The organism is Psychrobacter proteolyticus (assembly GCF_038155145.1).
GTDB lineage: Bacteria > Pseudomonadota > Gammaproteobacteria > Pseudomonadales > Moraxellaceae > Psychrobacter > Psychrobacter proteolyticus_B.
The window spans coordinates 1-214 of sequence record NZ_JBAKAY010000186.1; the positions used below are offsets into that span (position 1 = coordinate 1).

The following is a 214-nucleotide window of genomic DNA, read 5'->3' on the forward strand; positions in this document are numbered from 1 at the left end:
CAGCATCATATCACTGCTCTTATCGCCCTTAGTATTGGCACCGAGCTGTTAGGCGTTACTAGTAATACCAAGTTAGGTGTTCGTGCTAATCAAGGGCCTTTGGGTAAAAGCCATCGTGCCTTCTTATTAGGTATGCTTGGTGCGTATATGGGCATTAGACCCAAAGCGCCAGTAAGTACTAAAACGCAGGTGCCTATACCTGCTATCAAAATGG

The 214-nt window shown here is 45.8% G+C and carries 1 protein-coding gene; it reads left to right on the forward strand.

The genetic code is table 11. From position 1 onward, the window contains the following. Positions 1 to 214: hypothetical protein (locus V6252_RS13450; RefSeq protein WP_341610771.1), on the forward strand; the 214-nt coding region annotated here is incomplete at both ends.